Source organism: Viridibacterium curvum (assembly GCF_039544165.1).
In the GTDB taxonomy this organism is placed as follows: domain Bacteria; phylum Pseudomonadota; class Gammaproteobacteria; order Burkholderiales; family Rhodocyclaceae; genus Viridibacterium; species Viridibacterium curvum.
Genome location: NZ_BAABLD010000002.1, coordinates 440,685 through 458,094, shown reverse-complemented (window position 1 = coordinate 458,094; position 17,410 = coordinate 440,685). Strand labels below are relative to the sequence as shown.

17 protein-coding genes are annotated in these 17,410 nt (G+C 61.6%); 9 read left to right on the top strand and 8 right to left on the bottom strand.

The features are described 5' to 3' along the window. Positions 1-8 precede the first annotated feature (8 nt). Positions 9-419: a rhodanese-like domain-containing protein gene (locus ABEA02_RS03325; protein ID WP_345531408.1), complete on the bottom strand. Its 411-nt coding sequence runs from the start codon at positions 417-419 to the stop codon at positions 9-11. Between the two features lie 247 nt (positions 420-666). Here ABEA02_RS03325 and gpmA point away from each other — a divergent pair, with 247 nt between their 5' ends. The 4 genes from gpmA to ABEA02_RS03305 all read left to right on the top strand — a co-directional run bounded on the left by gpmA (position 667) and on the right by ABEA02_RS03305 (position 4,674). Continuing rightward, positions 667-1,416, top strand: a complete 750-nt coding sequence (gpmA, locus tag ABEA02_RS03320) for a 2,3-diphosphoglycerate-dependent phosphoglycerate mutase (protein ID WP_345531407.1) — start codon at positions 667-669, stop codon at positions 1,414-1,416. 89 nt (positions 1,417-1,505) lie between these two features. Further along, positions 1,506-2,714 carry a murein hydrolase activator EnvC family protein gene (locus ABEA02_RS03315; RefSeq protein WP_345531406.1) on the top strand — a complete coding sequence of 403 codons (1,209 nt, stop codon included), beginning with the start codon at positions 1,506-1,508 and terminating at the stop codon, positions 2,712-2,714. A 33-nt stretch (positions 2,715-2,747) separates the two neighbouring features. After that, positions 2,748-4,157 carry a S41 family peptidase gene (locus ABEA02_RS03310; protein WP_345531405.1) on the top strand — a complete coding sequence of 470 codons (1,410 nt, stop codon included), beginning with the start codon at positions 2,748-2,750 and terminating at the stop codon, positions 4,155-4,157. Positions 4,158-4,218: 61 nt separating this feature from the next. After that, positions 4,219-4,674: a hypothetical protein gene (locus tag ABEA02_RS03305; RefSeq protein ID WP_345531404.1), complete on the top strand. Its 456-nt coding sequence runs from the start codon at positions 4,219-4,221 to the stop codon at positions 4,672-4,674. A gap of 45 nt (positions 4,675-4,719) precedes the next feature. Here ABEA02_RS03305 and hslO read toward each other — a convergent pair whose 3' ends face one another. From hslO to ABEA02_RS03280, 5 genes are read right to left on the bottom strand one after another with little or no spacing between them, the layout of a single operon-like run. Further along, the gene (gene hslO, locus ABEA02_RS03300; protein WP_345531403.1) at positions 4,720-5,586 is read right to left on the bottom strand and encodes an Hsp33 family molecular chaperone HslO; all 867 of its coding nucleotides are present in this window, start codon (positions 5,584-5,586) and stop codon (positions 4,720-4,722) included. Then, positions 5,583-5,930, bottom strand: coding sequence for an ArsC family reductase (locus tag ABEA02_RS03295; protein ID WP_345531402.1), 348 nt, complete (start codon positions 5,928-5,930; stop codon positions 5,583-5,585). Before ABEA02_RS03295 ends, hslO begins: the two co-directional genes overlap by 4 nt. A gap of 18 nt (positions 5,931-5,948) precedes the next feature. Next, the gene (locus ABEA02_RS03290) at positions 5,949-6,707 is read right to left on the bottom strand and encodes a TerC family protein (protein ID WP_345531401.1); all 759 of its coding nucleotides are present in this window, start codon (positions 6,705-6,707) and stop codon (positions 5,949-5,951) included. 48 nt (positions 6,708-6,755) lie between these two features. Further along, positions 6,756-8,465 (bottom strand): single-stranded-DNA-specific exonuclease RecJ, encoded by a 1,710-nt coding sequence (gene recJ / locus ABEA02_RS03285; RefSeq protein WP_345531400.1) that lies wholly within the window; start codon positions 8,463-8,465, stop codon positions 6,756-6,758. Continuing rightward, positions 8,462-9,487, bottom strand: a complete 1,026-nt coding sequence (locus tag ABEA02_RS03280; RefSeq protein ID WP_345531399.1) for a hypothetical protein — start codon at positions 9,485-9,487, stop codon at positions 8,462-8,464. The genes recJ and ABEA02_RS03280 overlap by 4 nt, the downstream gene beginning before the upstream one ends. Before the next feature lie 168 nt (positions 9,488-9,655). On the opposite strand from ABEA02_RS03280, the gene ABEA02_RS03275 reads away from it, so the two are divergent. Both ABEA02_RS03275 and lolD read left to right on the top strand, forming a co-directional pair. Beyond that, complete coding sequence (locus tag ABEA02_RS03275) at positions 9,656-10,918, top strand: lipoprotein-releasing ABC transporter permease subunit (protein WP_345531398.1); 1,263 nt, start codon at positions 9,656-9,658, stop codon at positions 10,916-10,918. Then, entirely contained in the window at positions 10,911-11,606 is a 696-nt protein-coding gene (gene lolD, locus ABEA02_RS03270) for a lipoprotein-releasing ABC transporter ATP-binding protein LolD (RefSeq protein WP_345531397.1), read from the top strand. The genes ABEA02_RS03275 and lolD overlap by 8 nt, the downstream gene beginning before the upstream one ends. Here lolD and ABEA02_RS03265 read toward each other — a convergent pair. Then, positions 11,598-12,656: a potassium channel family protein gene (locus tag ABEA02_RS03265; RefSeq protein ID WP_345531396.1), complete on the bottom strand. Its 1,059-nt coding sequence runs from the start codon at positions 12,654-12,656 to the stop codon at positions 11,598-11,600. The two genes, lolD and ABEA02_RS03265, sit on opposite strands and share 9 nt — an antisense overlap. A gap of 66 nt (positions 12,657-12,722) precedes the next feature. After that, positions 12,723-13,259: a DUF2062 domain-containing protein gene (locus ABEA02_RS03260; protein ID WP_345531395.1), complete on the bottom strand. Its 537-nt coding sequence runs from the start codon at positions 13,257-13,259 to the stop codon at positions 12,723-12,725. A 98-nt stretch (positions 13,260-13,357) separates the two neighbouring features. On the opposite strand from ABEA02_RS03260, the gene ABEA02_RS03255 reads away from it, so the two are divergent. The 3 genes from ABEA02_RS03255 to ABEA02_RS03245 are packed head-to-tail and all read left to right on the top strand — an operon-like array spanning position 13,358 to position 17,333. After that, positions 13,358-15,673, top strand: a complete 2,316-nt coding sequence (locus ABEA02_RS03255; RefSeq protein WP_345531394.1) for a DNA internalization-related competence protein ComEC/Rec2 — start codon at positions 13,358-13,360, stop codon at positions 15,671-15,673. A 35-nt stretch (positions 15,674-15,708) separates the two neighbouring features. After that, entirely contained in the window at positions 15,709-16,635 is a 927-nt protein-coding gene (locus ABEA02_RS03250) for an alpha/beta fold hydrolase (RefSeq protein ID WP_425584653.1), read from the top strand. Then, positions 16,632-17,333, top strand: a complete 702-nt coding sequence (locus tag ABEA02_RS03245) for a DUF599 domain-containing protein (protein WP_345531393.1) — start codon at positions 16,632-16,634, stop codon at positions 17,331-17,333. The genes ABEA02_RS03250 and ABEA02_RS03245 overlap by 4 nt, the downstream gene beginning before the upstream one ends. Positions 17,334-17,410 lie beyond the last annotated feature (77 nt).

The window sequence follows — 17,410 nt, the reverse complement described above, 5'->3', positions numbered from 1 at the left end:
GCAAGACTTCAGGCACGGGAGAGGGGCTGGCCGGCTTCTTTCCATGCCGCCACGCCACCACTCAGGTTGAACACGCGCTCAAATCCGGCCTTGCGCAGGGCGTCCAGCGCCGCCGCAGAGCGGTTGCCGCTCTGGCAGACGACAATGAAGGGACGCTTGGCGAACTTCTTGAGTTCGCCAGCACGATCCGTAATTTCCTTAAGCGGGATGTGGCGTGCGTTCGGCACGTGGCCCGACGCATATTCAGCCTGTTCGCGCACATCGATCACCACCGCATCTTCACGGTTTAGCAGCAGCACGGCCTGTTGGGGGGAGATGGCGTTGGGGTTGACGCGCAGCATCGGGCCGAAAAGCAGGATGCCCGAGGTCAGGGCGATGGCAAGCCACAGGTAGTTGTAGTGTTGAAGCAGGAAATCCATGTGTGCGGAAAGTGTATGAAAGCCGAAGACGGGTCGAACGAAACAGATGGGGGTACGGGCAGGAATTGCAACGTTGGCAGTCTGACTCATCAAGGCAGGTCATGATCTGCCGGGCGGGCGATCATTTCCTTGATCGCGATTCAAGCGCACGCAGTTGATCCGATACAATATCACCAATCCCGGCAGCGGCGCGAACGCCTGCCGCGGTCACATCTCTCCCTGAAACCCATCTGGCAGAAGCTGACACATGTACAAGATCGTATTGATGCGCCACGGTGAATCCACCTGGAACAAGGAAAACCGTTTTACCGGCTGGACCGACGTCGACCTCACTGAACAGGGTGTCGCCGAGGCCGTTGCGGCAGGCCAACTGCTGAAGAAGGAGGGTTACAGCTTCGACATCGCCTATACCTCTGTTCTCAAGCGCGCCAACAAGACCCTCAACGGCGTGCTGGAACAACTCGACCAGCTGTGGATTCCGGTTGTGCACCACTGGCGCCTCAACGAGCGTCACTACGGTTCGCTGCAAGGCCTCAACAAGGCTGAAACGGCAGCCAAGTTCGGCGACGACCAAGTGCTGGTGTGGCGTCGTTCCTACGACATTCCGCCGCCAGCGCTGGAAGAGGGTGACGAGCGCCTGACACTCAACGATCCGCGCTACGCCGACATGAAACCGGGCGAGTTCCCGCGCACCGAGTGCCTCAAGGACACCGTTGCCCGCTTCGTACCGTATTGGCTCGAAACCATCGCTCCCGTCGTCAAATCAGGCAAGCGCGTCATCATTGCGGCTCACGGCAACAGCCTGCGCGCGCTGATCAAGTATCTGGACAACGTGGCTGATGACGAGATCGTCGGCCTCAATATCCCGACGGCGCAACCGCTGGTTTATGAACTGGACGCCGATCTCAAGCCCATCAAGCATTACTATCTGGGCGATGCGGACGCCATTGCGGCGGCCATGGCCGCTGTAGCCAACCAGGGCAAAGCCAAGGCGTGATCGGGGTCATTTGCGGTTCATCCCGCTGGCTGAAAGGGCTCGCACTCCTGAGTGCGGGCCTTTTTGTTGTCCATGCCCAGGGCGCCAGCGTGCAGGCTCAGGCGGCAGAGAGCCGGGAAACCCTGAAGGGATTACGCGAACAGATCCGCAGCCTGCAGAACGAGATCTCGCGTGGAGAGGAAGACAAGGGCGAAGTTATTGAGCAACTGGCTGACACGGATCGTGCCATTTCGGACGCCCAGCGGCGCCTGCGCGAGATCGCCAATGACCGTCAGGCAATGGACAGGGAAATCCTGCGTCTGCAGAGCGAGACAGACAAACTCGAAACCCGGCTGTCCGCATCGCGCAAACAACTCGGTACGACGCTATACCGCATTTATGTCGAGGGCGGCGAGGCTGGCGCAAGGCGCCTTCTTGGCGGGCAGGACCCGAACCAGATGGCGCGCGACGCCTACTATCTGGAGCAGATTGCGGCGGAAAGACGACAGGCCATCGAAGCCGCCCGAAAGACCCTGGCAGACCTGCAGATCGTGCGTGCCGACGCCGAAGCCCGTCGTGCCGAGCTTTTGCGGCTGGAGGGAGAGCGACATGGCGAGCAGCAGAAGCTCCAGGAAGAGCGCGCAAGACGCCAGCGCATGCTGCAGAACGTCGCCGAACGGCTGAAGGTCCAGAGGCGTGAGGTACAGCAACTGATACGCAGCCAGGCAAGGCTGGAAAAGCTGCTGCAGGGGCTTGAGCGCATTGCACGCGAGAACGCCGCCAAAGAGGCTGAACGCAAGTCACGCCGTGCAGCTTCCGCAAGTCGCAGCAGCGCACCAGTCAAGGCTGCGTCCAGCACGTCCTCAGCAGCGTCCTCCGGACGCCAGGTGCAGGAAGCTGCCGAGCCCGGAGTCGCCAGCGGCAACTTTGCCCGGCTGCAGGGCAAGCTGCGCTGGCCGGTCAAAGGAGAACTTTTTGGCCGTTTCGGTAGTCCTCGGGGAGATGGCAGCCAGTGGCGCGGGGTTTTCATCCGTGCTGCGGAAGGTGCAGAAGTGCGTGCTGTGGCCGACGGCAAGGTGGCTTACGCCGACTGGCTACGGGGGTTCGGCAACCTGATCATCGTTGACCACGGCGACGGCTATATGACGATTTATGCGAACAACGACACCTTGTTCAAGACGCCGGGGCAGACGGTTCGCATGGGCGAGCCGATTGCCGGTGTGGGCGCAAGCGGAGGTCAGGAAGAATCGGGTTTATACTTTGAGATCAGGCATCGCGGACAGCCCGCCGACCCCGCGCGGTGGGTGGCAGCAAAGTAGTCAGCGGCCTTACCCCCTGATGACGGAGTCAAGATGAGCGGCAGCAAGATCAAACAGTTCAGCCTGGTATTCAGCGGCATCTGCATCGGCGTACTGATCAGCCTGAACTTTGCCGCGCGCGCCGACCGTGAAGTGCCTGCCGCACAGCTACCGGTTGAAGAATCGCGCAAGCTTGCCGAAGCCTTCAATCGCATCAAGCAGATGTACGTCGATCAGGTCGAAGACAAAAAGCTCATCGACGATGCGATCAGCGGCATGGTTTCGGGTCTCGATCCGCACTCCGCCTACTTCGACAAAGAAGGCAGCAAGGAGATGGAGGAGAGCATCCGCGGCGAATTCGGCGGTCTCGGCCTGCAGGTCGAACCCAAGGACGGCTATGTGCGCGTCGAGTCGCCCATCGAAGGTACGCCGGCCTTCCGTGCCGGCATCAAGTCCAACGACCTCGTCATCAAGATCGACAACGTTACCGTCAAGGGCATGACGCTCAACCAGGCAGTCAAGAAGATGCGTGGCGTGCCCGGCACCAAGGTTACCTTGACCATCTTCCGTGAAGGCCAGACACCTTTCGATGTGCCGCTGGTGCGCGAAGTCATTCAGGTGCGCAGTGTGCGCTCGAAGATGGTCGAGCCTGGTTACGGCTATGTACGTGTTGTGCAGTTCCAGGAACGCACCGTGGCCGACATGTCGCGCCAGATCAGCGAGCTCTACAAGCAGGGGCCGCTCAAAGGCCTCGTGCTCGACCTGCGCAATGACCCGGGCGGCTTGCTCGACGCCGCCGTGGGCGTAACGGCAGCTTTTGTCCCCAAGGGCTCGCTGGTGGTCTACACCGAAGGCCGCTCGGTTGGCCGCGAAGAATACAAGGCCGTGCCTGAAGCCTATTCGCGTGGTGAAGGTGGTGACGTGCTGAAGAACCTGCCGCCCGCGCTGAAGTCGGTGCCCATGGTGGTGCTTGTGAACGGCGGTTCGGCCTCAGCGTCTGAAATCGTGTCCGGCGCGCTGCAGGATTACAAACGTGCTGTCGTCATCGGCACGCAGACATTCGGCAAGGCTTCGGTGCAAACCCAGATGAAGTTTGCGGATCAGACCTCGATGAAGCTCACGATCGCTCGTTACTTCACGCCGAATGGCCGTTCGATCCAGGCCAAGGGCATCGTGCCGGACATCACTGTCGAAGAGACGCCGGACTCGGTCGATCGCCACACACGCGAAGCCGACCTGCCCAAGCATCTGGCCAACCCGAAGGAGGCCGAGTCGGAACCCTTCGTTCCCCCGACTCCGCAACCGGCGCGCAAGAAGGATGATGACAAGGACAGCCTGAAGCCGCCGCCTGAGTTCGGCAGCAAAGATGACTGGCAACTGGCTCAGGCTATATTGCATCTGAAGGGGCTGCCGCTGGCAGTGCCGACCTCGGCGTCCGCGCCGGCGGTCAGCGCCAGGAAGTAATCAGCCGGTAGCAGGTTCGGTTTTGCGCCCATCGGCGCGTGCAGCGAAGGAGTGTCTTGAAATGATGCCTCGTGAAACTGCTTATCGTCTGGCGGGCCGCAAGCACCGCAGTCACGACGCCGATGCGGAAGATCTGCTTTGCAGCCATGAATTGCGTCTGGATAGTGCACATGGCGAACAAGCCGCCAAAGCCTTGACGCTGCTGCAATGCGTGCCGGGTCTCGCAGTCTCACTCTCCGAGCATCCCGAGTCCCTGCACCTGCGCTACAGCCTTGCCGAGCATTCGCTGGAGGAAATCGAATCCCTGCTCGTCGAGGCCGGATTCGTGCTGGATCACAGTCTTTACGCCAAGGCACTACGCATGCTGACGCATTTTTGCGAAGAAACCCGTTTGCGTAACATGCAGGCACCGCAGCGTCTCATCAAACAGTCCAACACGGTGTACATCGAAGCCTGGCGGCATCATCCGCACGGCGATCATGACGACACGCCTGCCGAGTTGCGGGCGGATCGCTGAATCAACGCAGGATGTAAAAAAGCCCGGTGCAAGACCGGGCTTTTTTCAGTGCAGGGTAGGCGGCTCGTCGAACAGTCGCCGAGCCTCGTCAGCGCTGAAGCGATAGTGGTTGTTCGACAGGTCATCACTGACCTGGACCTCGCCATGCTCGGCCAGGATGCGTTCAATCTCCTCGCGGCCCAGGCTGCGCAACATGGCTGTGATCTTGTCCGGGTCAGGCGGAAAGTGATGCGTCACATTGCCGGGCTCGAACAAACGAACCGTTTCTTCGTGGAACAAGCGCGTCAGCAGCCTCTCGGCATCCAGTCCCAGCAATTCTTCTCGCTTGATGGTTTGTGCCAGTTGTGTGATGCGTGACCAGCCATCGGCATCGCGACGATCTGCATCAGGCAGTTTCTGCAAAAAGAAACCGGCGGCGACCTGATCATCGGCCACAAGCATCAACCAGGTTTCGCACTGTTCGGAGCGCTCGAGATAAGTCGCGAAGACTTCGCTGGTGTCCTTGCCCTCAATGGCGACGTAGCTCTGGAAGGGCTTGGCCTGACCTTGCCCAAGGTCCAGCGTCATCAGCAAACGTCCGTTGCCCAGCAAGGCCGACAAATCGGCATTGGCGGGCACCGTCGCCTCCAGCGCCGCATAGCCGCGCAGGTTGAGTGCCGAATTGCAGTCCACTACCAACATGGGCACCAGGCCGTCACCACTGAGCTGGAAAGTCAGCCGGCCAGCCTGTTTGAGGTTGGCTGCGATGAGCGTGGAGATGGCGCACATTTCCCCCAGCACGGCACTCACCGGGGCGGGGTAATCGCGCCCGGCGAGGATTGCTTGCCAGCTGCTGCCAAGGCGTACATGCGCACCACGGATGTCGAGATCGTCAAAGAGGAAACGATGTACCAGATCGGTTGAATTGCTCATGCCGACAACTCCGCCTGCCAGCGTTCTGCGTCAAAACCGACCAGCAGACCGCCAGCATGCGCAACGACAGGTCGCTTGATCAGCGTGGGGTACGCCAGCATCAGCTCGGTGGCCTTGGCCAGATCAGGATTGGTGCGTTCCTCTTCGCTCAGCTTGCGCCAGGTCGTGCCCTTGGTGTTGAGCAGGACCTTCCAGTCGGCCTGCTTCAGCCAGCCTTTCAGCAAGGCCGAATCCAGGCCTTGCTTGCGGAAATCATGAAAGGCGTAGGCCATGCCTTTGTCGTCTAGCCAGGTGCGACCCTTTTTCACCGAGTCGCAGTTGGGGATACCGTAAAGCGTGATCATTCTTGTGTGTGAGTCCGATTACTGTCCATCGACAGGCGAGCCCTCAATGGACTTGTTGAGCCGGATGTTGGCGACACGCCGCAACCGGATGTTGATGAGTTCCACCACGACCGAGAAGGCCATGGCGAAGTATATGTAGCCCTTCGACACGTGCGTGTCGAAGCCTTCGGCAATCAGTGTGACACCCACCAGCACGAGGAACGACAAGGCCAGCATCTTGATGGTGGGGTTGGCATCGACGAATTCGCCGATGGGGCGCGCTGCAAACATCATGACGCCGACCGAGATCAGGATCGCTGACACCATTACGCCGATCTGGTCAACGAGGCCAACCGCGGTGATGACCGAGTCGAGCGAGAAGACGATGTCGATGATGGCAATCTGCACAAGCACGCTGGCGAAGCTGACGGCAGCGCCCGGTGCAGCAGCTTCGTGATGGTCCGGCGCCTGCAGGGAGTTGTGGATCTCATGCACGCTTTTCCACAACAGAAAGAGGCCACCGCCTATCAGGATGATGTCGCGACCGGAAATCTCGTTGCCCATCACGGTGAATAGCGGCGCCGTCAGGCGCATGATCCAGGCAAGCGAGAGCAGCAGCAGGATGCGAGTCCCCATGGCGAGCGAGAGACCCAGTCGGCGAGCCAGATTGCGGCGTTCAGGCGGCAGACGCCCGACAAGGATCGAGATGAAGATGATGTTGTCGATACCGAGAACGATCTCCAGCGCGGTCAGCGTCGCGAGGGCAATCCAGGCATTCGGGTCGGCAAGCCATTCCATTGATCAAGCTCCTTTGTGTAGTGTGTATTCAGCGCGGTGGCCTGTGACCTAGGCAGCTTCGAAATGTTCCAGCGCCAGTTGGATGCTGGAAACGCCGTTGTATTCATTGACCGATAGCCGGAACGCCGCGCGGATGCGAGGTGGGACGACTTCAGCACAGTTGAAACGGATGGCTTCGAAACTGGCTCCCCCCTTGTTCAGTCGCAGCTTGAGGTGGCGCTCCTTGAGGATACGCTGGCTTTCGACGACGAACACGTCATCGAAAACAGGCGGCGCAAAGCCTTGGCCCCAGATCACGGATTCGAGCATGCGCGCCGTGTCGAGCGAAAGGTAAGCAGATTCCAGTGGCCCGTCCGACTCGATGCAGCGTTGCAAATCGGCGGGTGTCAGCAAGGAGCCCACCGTTTCGGCAAACACTCTGGCAAAGCGCTCGAAATGTTCGGTGCGTATCGACAGACCCGCCGCCATCGCGTGGCCACCGAACTTGAGGATCAGGTCGGGATGGCGCTTGGAGATAAGGTCCAGCGCATCACGCATGTGCAGGGCCGGGATGGAGCGCCCCGAGCCTTTGAGCTCGCCGGAGCTGCCATCGCTGTCGGCCGGAGCAAAAGCGATGGTGGGGCGGTGCGTGTGTTCGCGGATGCGGCCAGCGACGATACCGATGACGCCCTGATGCCAGTCTGGTTCGTAGAGTGCGATGCCGGGCGCATCACCCAGCTTGTCGAAATGCAGCGCCGCCAATGCGGCATCCTTCATGTCCGACTCGATACTGCGCCGCTCGCGGTTGAGTTCGTCGAGCTGCTGCGCGATTTTCATCGCGTGCTGCAGGTCATCGGTGATGAGACATTCGATGCCCAGCGACATGTCGGTCAGTCGGCCGGCAGCATTGAGGCGCGGCCCCAACGCGAAGCCCATGTCAAACGTGCTGGCCCGCGCCGGATCACGCGACGCAATCGAGAACAGCGCGCGCAAGCCAGCCTGCATGCGACCGGCGCGCATGCGCTGGATTCCCTGGCTGACGAGTATGCGGTTGTTACTATCCAGCGGTACGACATCAGCCACCGTACCGAGTGCGACGAGATCCAGCAGATCGGCCAGCTTGGGTTCGGCACGGCCCGAGCGGGCAAACCAGTTACGTTTTCGCAGTTCGGCCCGCAAGGCCATCGCGACGTAGAACATCACCCCCACGCCAGCCAGGCTCTTGCTCGCAAACGTGCAGCCCGGCTGGTTGGGGTTGATGATGACATCGGCCAGCGGCAGCGTATCGCCGGGCAGGTGGTGGTCCGTAATCAGGCATGCGATGCCAAGTTCTTTCGCCCGCGCAACCCCTTCGACGCTGGCAATACCGTTGTCCACGGTGATGAGTAACTCCGGCTTGCTCGTCGCGGCCAGCTCCACAATCGCAGGCGTCAGGCCATAGCCATATTCGAAGCGGTTGGGTACCAGATAATCCACTTTGGCACCCATCGCACGCAGGGCCCGGATGCCCACGGCGCAGGCCGTTGCGCCGTCGCAGTCGTAGTCCGCCACGATCAGCATGCGCGTGCCCGCTTCAATTCCGTCGGCCAGCATGCGCGCACCTTCGGCAATGCTCTTCAGACCCTCAGGGGGCAGCAGAGCCGCCAGTTCGGTATTGAGTGCCGCGCCGCTGGTTATGCCTCGCGCTGCGTAGAGGCGCGCCAAAAGCGGCGGTTGCCCGGCCATCTGCAGGGCATGGATGGCATTCTGTGACGCGCGGCGTTGAACAATGCGTGTCATGCCGCCTCACTCACGGGTCGGGACAACAAGCTCTGCAAGGCCGCAGGCTTGCACTGGCGCGCCCAAAAGCGCCAGCGCGGGTTGTGGCGCAACTGCCAGATCGTCAGGGCCGAGTCGCCCGGCGCCAACACCTCGACGGACGACAGGCCTCCGCTATCGAGCTGGTCAGCGAGGACACAGAAGATTTCGGCATCCAGCCGTGCGAGCTCGGTGCGCCAGGCCCATCCGTCGCGCTGTTGTGCAGGCAACAGCAGTGTGTCGATCAGATTCCAGCTGGCCGGGGTTGTGGGCTTCAAGGGCGTCAGCGCCATGCCCGCTGATTGCGCCAGTCCCTTGAGCAGCCAGTAATCCCCCGTCAGTGTCGATGCGGGCGCGATCAGGCCGGACGGCGCTTTGCCCGCGCCCCAAAGCCATAGCGCGTTAAGCAGTGGCCTGCCCTCTGCCTCACGCGGCTGATTGACCGGATGGTTGTGGCAGAAGACCTGCAACTCATTGTTGAGCTTGGACCACCAGCGTGCCTGTGTTCCTTGCGGCTGGAAGTGCGCGACGGGGCGCGCAACGACCTCGGCCAACGGGCTCAGGCGAACATCCAGTTTGTCAGCATGCGCTGGTGCCAGGCGCAGATAGAGCTTGCTGGCCACGATATGGAATTGCCCGATATCGCTGAAAGTCGCGTTGAGCCCATCGCACAGGGAGGTCAGTTCTTCATCCAGCAATTGCAGGTTTTCGGGGCTGTCGAGGAGCAGGTGCTCGCGTGCAAAACGCAGATTGACCGGATCCGCACATACCTCGATGGCATCACCCGCCACGCAGCCGTCCGCAATCAGCCTCAGCGCCGCAAACGGTGGTGAAGCCAGGCCCCATTCGCGGCACAGCCAGTCGTCGAAAGCGCGTGGAGCGTCATGTCGGGCATCCAGACGGGCGCAAAGTCGCGCCAGACCGGGCAATGGAAGGTCGGCCAGCAAGGCATCCACACCGGTGGCGGGCCAGATGAGGCCGGGAATGACAAACCGGGCATGCATGAACAGAAAACCGGGAGGGCAGGGGAGAACTGCCGACGACGGCAACGGTCTGGCGCGAGACTGAACCAAAGTGCCTCCAGTGGATCAGAGCGCCTTGCCGACCGTGCGCTGGCAAGGCGGCCAGTGTAGCATGCAGCCCGCCCCGGGCCTTTTGGACACTCCTCTCTCTTGAAGCTCCTCAACTTCTTCGAAATCCTGATCGGCCTGCGCTACGTGCGCAATCGCCGGCGCCGCAGTGGAGGCGGTTTCGTCTCCTTCATTTCCTTTGTTTCGATGGCCGGCATTGCGCTGGGTGTCGCTGCCCTCATTGTCGTACTGTCGGTCATGAACGGCTTCCAGCGCGAGTTGCGGACACGCATCCTTGGCGTCGCTTCGCACGTGCAGATCGCGGCTTATCAGGGCGAGCTGCAGAACTGGGAGCAATACGCCAGCATCGCCAACAAGTCGCCCAAGGTGGCTGCCTCAGCTCCTTACGTGCAAGCGCAGGCGATGTTCTCGCTGGACAGCAATGTACGCGGTGCCATGGTGCGCGGCATCGAACCCGTGCTTGAAGATGCCGTTGCGGACTTTGGCAAGTATATGAAGGCCGGCAAGCTGACCGATCTGCAGCCAGGCGAATTTGGCGTCATCCTGGGTATCGACCTTGCGCGTTCGCTGGGCGTCTCGCTTGGCGAGAAGGTCACGCTGATGGCACCGCAAGGGCTCGTGACGCCCGCCGCCGTCCTGCCGCGCGTCAAGCAGTTCAGGGTTGTTGGCATCTTCGAAGCCGGCATGTACGAATACGACGTCGGCCTTGCGCTGCTGCACATCAAGGATGCCCAGCGCCTCTACCAGATGGGCGAAGGCGTGACCGGCCTGCGCCTCAAATTGCATGAGCTGTTCGAGGCGCCCAAGATCGCCATGGACCTGAGTGGCGCGCTGGCACCTGAAGCCTATGCCAGCGACTGGACGCAGAGCCACGCCAATTTCTTCCGCGCCGTGCAGATCGAGAAGAACGTGATGTTCATCATCCTGCTGCTGATCGTCACCGTCGCCGCGTTCAACATCGTCTCGGCACTCGTCATGGCGGTGCAGGACAAACGAGCCGACATCGCGATCCTGCGTACCCTTGGCGCCAGCCGCCGTTCGGTCATGACCATCTTCATCATCCAGGGCGGCATCATGGGCTTCATCGGTCTCGGCCTGGGTGCCGTGAGCGGCGTGCTACTGGCGCTGAATATCGATACCGTCGTGCCCTTCATCGAGAGGCTGTTCGGCTTCCAGATCCTGGCGCGCGATGTCTACCAGATCTCCTCGCTGCCGTCCGAACTGCGCTGGGACGATGTCAGCAGCGTAATCGGAATCTCCATGCTGATCTCGCTGGTAGCGACTATCTATCCAAGCTGGCGTGCAGCCCGCACCAACCCTGCGGAGGCACTGCGCTATGAGTGAAACCATTCTCCGCTGCGAGAACCTGGGCAAGATATATGGCGCCGGCGAGACGGCCGTGCGCGTCCTTCAAGGTGTGAACCTGTCCGTCAATGCGGGCGAGACGCTATCCATCATTGGCGCATCGGGTTCCGGCAAGAGCACCATGCTCCACCTGCTCGGCGGTCTTGATTCGGTCAGCGAGGGTCGTGTCGAAATTCTCGGCAGGGATCTGGCACATCTCTCTGAGAACCAGCGCGGCCAGATGCGCAACCAGGCGCTGGGCTTCGTCTACCAGTTCCACCACCTGTTGCCCGAGTTCTCCGCGCTCGAAAACGTCGCCATGCCGCTGATCATCCGCCGCATGGCACGCGCCGACGCCCACGAACGCGCCGCTGCCATCCTCAAGGAGGTGGGCTTGGGGCACCGTCTGGAGCATGCGCCGGGCGAGCTCTCCGGCGGTGAGCGCCAGCGCGCCGCAATCGCACGCGCACTGGTGACCGAGCCGCGCTGCCTGCTCGCCGACGAACCGACCGGCAACCTCGACCGCAAGACGGCGGCAACGGTGTTCGAGATGATGTTGTCACTCAACCAGCGGTTGAAGACGTCGCTGATCGTCGTGACCCACGATCCCGAGCTGGCCCATCGCGCCCAGCGCGTACTGGAGTTGCAGGACGGGCGCCTGCTGGACAGGGTGGCGACCTCAGTCTGAAGCGGCCCGCAAGGCGCTCTCGAGCTGCTGGCGACCGGCAGGCGAGGTCATCACGATGAGTACATCGCCCTCGCTCAGCAGGAATTCCGGCCGGGGATTGAACAACCATTCCTTGCCTGAACGCACTGCGATCAGCACGTGATCAGGGCCAACAGGGCAGGTCGCCTGAAGTGTTGCGGGCCGGAATCCTGCAGGCATCGCGACCTCTTCAACCCTTACCTTGTGTTCCGAACGCTGCATCTCGTCGAGGAAGGACACGACTGCTGGCCGCAGCATCAGCGAGGCGATGCGCATGCCGCCCGTGAAGTCGGGTGACACGACGGCGTCGGCACCGACGCGCCGCAGCTTCTCCACATTACGCAGCTCGTGGCAACGCGCTACCACGCGCAGTTTCGGATTGAGCTGCCTGGCCGTGATCGTGATCATCAGATTGACGCTGTCGTCGCCTGTCACGGCAAAGACCCCGGCCGCGTCAGCAATGTCAGCGACACGCAGCACGTCGTCATCCGTCGCATCGCCATTGAGGTAAAGCAGGTCTGCAAAGCGCTCGGCGACGTCGTCGAACTGCGTGCCCACCGGCTCGATGGCCACAAAGGCACGCTGCGTGGCCTGCAACTCACTCGCAACGTTGCGGCCAACACGACCGAACCCGCACACGATGTAGTGCCCCGAGAGTCGGGCTATGCGCTTCTCCATACGACGCCTCCGCAGGCTGAGATCCAGGTCCGCTTCGAGGAAGAAGACGGTAAGGCTGGTGAAAAGAAAGGTCAGGTTGCCAAAGCCGACAAGTGACACCATGCCGGCGAACAATCTTTCCGCCGTTGAATGCACGGGCACGATTTCGCTGTAACCAACGGTTGTCACCGTGATGAGCGTCATGTAAAGCGCGTCGCCAAGGCTGGCGTGGCCCGCCCCGATGTGCAGGAAGCCCACCGTGCCGAGTGTCATGATGCACACAAACACACCCAGCGCGATGCCGATGCGACGCAGGATTCGGGCGAGTTGGGCGCTGCGGACCGGACGTCGTGTCGGGTGAAGGGGGGCTGCCATTTTCGTCTCCTTATGCAGAGACTATGGCTGAGCGATTCTGCGGTTGCTCTGCGGCAGATCAGATCGTCATGCTCTGGTCTCGCGTCGTTGACGGGCGCGACGCGAAACTTGCCAGCGCCAGATCAGGGTGATGGCCAGCCAGGCGGCGAGAGCGAGACTGAGCGCGAGCACCGGCAAACCCACCAGTAAAGGCTGGCCGAGATGGGTCAGCCAGTCGATGAGGCCCTGACACCAGGACCACCAGCCGGCCTCCCCCCGTTCTGGCGGCATGACGAATGTGGCGTCACTGCCTGTGAGAAAGCGACCAATGCCAAAGGCCACCAGATACAGCGGCACGATGGTCAGCGGGTTGGTGTAGAACGTCGCGACCAAGGCCAGCGGCAGATTGCCGCGCAGCAGCACGCACGCCACGGCGGCCCCCAGCATCTGCAAGGGCCCGGGAATCAGGCCGCAGAACATGCCGATCGCGACACCGACAGCGACCGAGCGGCGATTCACATGCCAGAGCTGGTCGGCCAGTACGCTCTTGCCCATCCAGCGCAGGAGGCGGTGTTGTCTCAGTTGTTCGGGGTCGGGCAGGTAACGGCGGAAGAACTTCTGCATTGTTTCGCTGGCTTGTTATGTGGCGGTCTGACCCGCCGCCACGCGCCGGGTTCCCGCCAGTGTGCGATTAGCGTGCTCTAATTCGCTCCATGCGCCTGATGATCCTCGCATTTGCCCTGGGAGTCTGCATCTGCCAGAAACTGGCGCAGCTCTGGCCATGGGAAAACGCGCTCGCGCTGGCAGCGGTGATGCTGGGCTTGTTTGTCGTGTTCAGGCGAAGGCTCATGCCGCGTGCGGCCGTCGGGCTTGCCCTGGCAGCCTGCATGGCTGTCGGGCTGGGCTATGCCAGCCTGCGTGCCGACTTGCGTCTTGCTGCCGGGCTGGATGCCGCCCTGGAAGGGCAGGACGTTGAAGTGCGTGGCTATGTCGCCGACCTGCCAGACCGGGGCGAGCGCTCGCAACGCTTCCAGTTCGTCGCGACCGAGCGACCGCCTGGTGTACCTGAACGATTGCTGCTGAGCTGGTATGACGGCGTGGGTGCCGCGCACATGGCACCGACAATGCGTGGCGGCGAACGCTGGTCGTTGAGTGTGCGTTTGCGACGTCCGCACGGCAATCTCAACCCGCACGGTTTTGACTACGAAGCCTGGTTGTTTGAACGCAACATCCGGGCCGTCGGTTATGTTCGCAGCAAAGGCAGCTCGCGCCGCCTGGCAGACTTGGCCTTGGGTTTCGATCCACTGATTCAGCGCGCACGGCAAGTCGTGCGGGAGCGTTTCGAGCGCGTATTGCCGCAGGGAGAGTGGAGCGGGGTACTCAGTGCGCTGGCTGTCGGCGATCAATCTGCTGTGCCACCTTCGCAATGGCGCTTGTTCAGCGAAACCGGCATTACTCATCTGATGAGCATCTCGGGCGGGCACGTGACCTTGTTCGCCGCGCTGGTCGCCTGGCTGGTGCGCCTAGGCTGGTCGCGGATACCGGTGCTGTGTCTGCGCTTGCCAGCGCAGAAGGCCGCTGTCTCGGGCGGCGTCCTGGCGGCTTTCGTCTATGTGATGCTGTCTGGCTTTGGCGTGCCGGCGCAGCGCACCTTGTACATGTTGCTGGCGGTGGCCGTGGGGATGTGGTCTGGACGCCAGACCGGGCCGTGGCGAGGACTGATGCTTGGCTTGCTCGTCGTGCTGCTGATTGATCCCTGGGCGCCCTTGTCGGCCGGCTTCTGGCTATCGTTCGGCGCAGTGGCGGCATTGAGCTGGGCAGGCATGGCCGCCTTGCGCAGCGAGAATGGGGTGAGGGGATGGATGCTCACGCAGCTGCGGGCGCAATGGGCCATCCTGCTGTTGAGCCTGCCGCTGCTGCTGGGCATCTTCCAGCAGTTTTCGCTCATCTCACCGCTTGCCAACGCCGTCGCTATTCCGGTCGTCAGTGCCGTCGTTACGCCGCTGGCACTGCTGTTCGCATTGATTCCCTTGCCTAGCCTGGCCGAGTTGGCGCACCTGATCCTCAGCGTGCTGATGCATTTCGTTCAGTGCTTGGCGGCCCTACCGGTGGCGACCTGGCAACAGGCCGCGCCACCGATGTGGCTGGTTTGCCTGGCAGCGCTTGGGGGCTTCTGGGCCTTGCTGCCACGTGGTATTCCTTGCCGCTGGCCTGCGCTGCTACTGCTTCCGCCAATGCTGGCCTGGTCGCCGCTACGTCCTGCGGATGGCGAACATCTCGCAACCGTGATCGACGTGGGGCAGGGGCTGGCGGTGCACGTGCAGACCGCGCAGCACGACCTGCTGTTCGACGCTGGGCCACAGTATTCGCTGGAGAGTGACAGCGGTGAGCGCGTCATTCATCCCTATCTGCGTGCGCAGGGTGTATCACGCCTGGATCGCCTTGTAGTCTCGCACGCTGACACGGATCACAGCGGGGGTGCCGCCTCGCTGATGGCACGCATGCCGGTCGATGATTTGATGAGTTCGCTGGACGCTTCTCATCCTCTGGTCACACAAGCCAGACAACATGTTCCGTGCGTGCGCGGACAGCGGTGGGAATGGGATGGCGTTCGTTTCGAGGTGCTGCATCCTGCCGCTGATTTTCAAGCCGGCAAGGACAATGACCGTTCTTGTGTTCTGAAGGTCAGCGGCCGTAATGGGCGCTTATTGCTGACTGGCGATATCGAACTCAAGGCGGAGAATGCATTGCTGGAAGAGGATGCCGGGGCTTTGCGCAGCGACGATATGGTAGCTCCGCACCACGGCAGCCGGACCTCATCGCAGCAGGCATTCATTGATGCTGTCGGCGCAGAACGCGTGATCTTCACAACGGGTTACCGCAATCGTTTTGGCCACCCGCACCCGGTGATCGTTGAGCGCTACGTGGCCAGCGGAGCGAAGCTGTATCGTTCGGACCAGGACGGTGCCGTGCAACTGGCGTCAGGCCAGACGCTGACGCAGCGATCGGTTGCAAGACGTTACTGGCATGGCCGCTGAGCGGGCAGGGCACAGAGAGCGAAGGAGAAGGGGACTTGAAGCTGGCTGGATTCATCCGATCATTGTTCCGCAAGCGCCGCCCGGTCGAGAACTCGCCTGAGCTGCCGTTCCGCCGCTGGGATACCCGTTGCTACAGCAAGAGCGGCATGCACCGCATGTCCTGCGTTGAATGGGGTGATCCAGACAATCCAAGGGTGCTGATCTGTGCCCACGGATTGACCCGCAACGCACGTGACTTCGATGATCTGGCGCAAGTCATGAGTCAGCACTACCGAGTGATTTGCCCCGATGTTGTGGGACGCGGACATAGCGACTGGTTGCAGAACAAGTTCGACTACCAGATACCCCAGTACGCCATGGACATGATTCTGCTGCTAAAGCACATCAAGGCCAGACAAGTTGATTGGGTCGGCACTTCTATGGGTGGCTTGATCGGTATGGGCATCGCGTCGCAGCGCCCCAGCCTGATTGGCAAGCTGGTGCTCAACGATGTTGGCCCGATCATCACCGCCAGTTCGATCCAGCGCATTGGCCAGTACGTTGGTCGCGCGCCGGATTTCAAGAATATCGAAGAGGCGGAAGCCTTTACACGCGCGGTCAGCCCGGGCTTCGGCCCACTCAGCGACAGGCAGTGGCGGCATCTCACCGAGACCTCGGTCGTGCAGACGCAAGGGGTGTGGCGGATGCGTTACGACCCGGGCATTGGAGAAGCTTTCAGGCTTAACCCGCCAGTTGCGGACATCGACATCTGGTCGGTCTACGACATCATCCGCGCACCCACACTTGTGATTCGCGGCGAGCACTCAGACCTGTTGCGCGCCGACACCGTCGAGGAAATGACACGCCGCGGACCACGTGCCAAAGCCGTGGAGATCCCGGGCGTAGGCCATGCCCCGACCTTGATGGACGAATCACAGATCGCTATCGTGCGGGACTTTCTTCTTCAGGACGGTCGCGCATGAGCTTTTACGAGCAATACCTTCTCAAGCTGAGCGTTGTCGACTGGATAGGCTTTGCCTGGTTTGTTTTTGCCTGGGCTGGCTATGAGCGACTCGTCGAGCGGGGTTGGAAGGGGCACAAGACCCTGCTTGCAGAAGGCCATGCGCTGCGTCTCGGCTGGGCGCGGCAGATGCTCTATCGCGAAAACCGCATTGTGGACGCGGCGCTGGTCAGCAATCTGATCAACAGCGTGTCTTTCTATGCGAATACCTCCATCTACATCATCGCCGGCCTGTTCGCGACCCTGGGTGCGCTCGACCAGTTCCTGGCCGCCGCCGCCGATCTGCCATTCGCTCGCCAGACCAGTCGCGAGGTACTCGAGATCAAGCTCCTGATGCTGGTTGGCGTCTTCGTCGTGGCTTACTTCAAGTTCACCTGGGCATTGCGCGAGTTCAATGTGCTTTCCATCATCATGGGGGCTGTGCCGCCCCAGGAGTCCGATCCAGACGAACTCGAACGCTTTGCCCAGCGTACGGCGGCCGTCAATGCCTGTGCCGGCGATGATTTCAATCGCGGCATCCGCGCCTATTACTTCGGAATGGCCATTCTCGGCTGGATGGTCTCTCCGTGGATTTTCATTATTGCCACCACAGTTATCTTCGCGGTGCAGATGCATCGGGAGTTCAATTCACCCGTGTTGCGTGCGTTGCAATCCCTCTGACTGGATGGATCGACGAGATGACCGGAAAAGCCCGGCGCTGTCTGCGTGGTGCAGTGGCTTTCAAGCTCACGGGCTAT